Source organism: Streptomyces sp. NPDC000410 (assembly GCF_040300305.1).
GTDB lineage: Bacteria > Actinomycetota > Actinomycetes > Streptomycetales > Streptomycetaceae > Streptomyces.
The window spans coordinates 1-1,458 of sequence record NZ_JBEPDM010000136.1 but is presented as its reverse complement, the minus strand read 5'-3'; the positions used below and the strand labels follow the sequence as shown (position 1 = coordinate 1,458).

The 1,458-nt window shown below is 69.9% G+C and carries 1 protein-coding gene and 1 pseudogene; both read left to right on the top strand.

The genetic code is table 11. From position 1 onward, the window contains the following. Positions 1–993, top strand: a pseudogene (locus ABT342_RS38095) (peptidoglycan-binding protein); the annotation flags it as partial. Further along, positions 965–1,458: protease inhibitor I42 family protein (locus ABT342_RS38090; RefSeq protein WP_351584208.1), on the top strand; the 494-nt coding region annotated here is incomplete at its 3' end. The pseudogene ABT342_RS38095 and the gene ABT342_RS38090, both read left to right, overlap by 29 nt.

The following is a 1,458-nucleotide window of genomic DNA, read 5'->3' as shown; positions in this document are numbered from 1 at the left end:
CGGGACCTGAACAAGTGGGCCGCCGAGGCGCGGGCCGGGAAGATGGAGACCAGCGAACTCACCGCCGTCGACAAGCTGATGCTCGCCGACGCCGGTGTCGCGGGTGCCGACGCCGAGCTGAACGAGATCCTCACGCCCAGCGACCTGGAGCGCGCGTCGACGCGTATGGACAAGCTGAGTCTCGATGACGAGCAGGCCATGGAGCGGATGCTGGCGAAGGCGGAGACCCCACAGGAGCGTGCCTACCTGATGAAGGCACTGGCCGCCGGTCACAGCGTCGACGAGATCGCGAAGTTCCAGGACAAGATCCACGGCAAGGACCCCGACTGGATGCGCCGGCACCTCACTCCGGTGGTCACCGCCGCGGACAGCATGAACGACGAAGGCGTGGCGCCGAACGGCGCGAACAACAACACGGACTCCGTCACGTTCCGGGGCCAGGGGTGGACCCAGGGCGGCGACGGCTCCGAGGGCACCTGCGTGGCCTCGTCCACCGTCACGGCCCGCGCCATGGTCGACCCCGTGTACGCGCTCCAGCTCACCGGCGGCCCCGACGGGCAGCAGGACGACGCCGCCGCCTTCAGGCAGCGCCTGGTGGCCGAACAGCACCGTCTGCACACCGAAGGTGGCGGCGGCAAGAACTGGAACGGCATGGGGTGGGAGGGGAAGGAACGGATCCTCGACGCCTCCGTCGGCAAGGCCACCGGCACCGACTACGAGCGCCGGGAACTGAACAGCGCCGACGATCGCAGGGCGGTCCTTACCGAAGTGGAGAAGTCGGTGGCGGAGGGCCGCCCGGTGCCGTTCGGCGTCAAGGGCAAGGACGGCGGCCACGCGATGACCATCATCGCCCAGGAGGGTGACATGCTTCAGGTGTACAACCCCTGGGGCACGACCACCTGGGTCAGCGAGGACGACTTCATCAACGGCCGGATGGGCAAGGCTTCAGACAGTGATCTCCCCGATGCGTATCATTTGCATCTTCCGCGGTAGCAGGGGCGGTGCCGCGATCGCGGCGGCCGCGCTTCTCGCTCTCGCCACGGGCTGCGGCCCGGGCACCGACGAACCGGCCGGCGGCTCCACGAGCCATCCCACGAGCACCGCGAGCCGCCCGGTGAACGACACCAGCATCACCGCCGAGCCGGGCGAGCGCTTCACGCTCACCGTCGACCAGAACGCCTCCACCCGCGAGTACTGGTACCTGGTCGACCCCGAGCCCGATAGCTCCGTGCTGGTCAGCCGCGGCCAGGAGTACGCGTCGGACTCCGGCGACGAGCCGGTGGCCGGTGCCGGCGGCCGGCTCACCTTCACCTTCGAGGCCAAGGGCAAGGGGACCACCCGGTTCACGCTGCTGCACTGCACCTTCACCACCTGCCAGGGCAACACCTCCACCCTGCCCCCCGCGACGACCGGCCCCTCCGCCACCCCGACCACGGGGGCGACCGCCCCTTCCCAGGA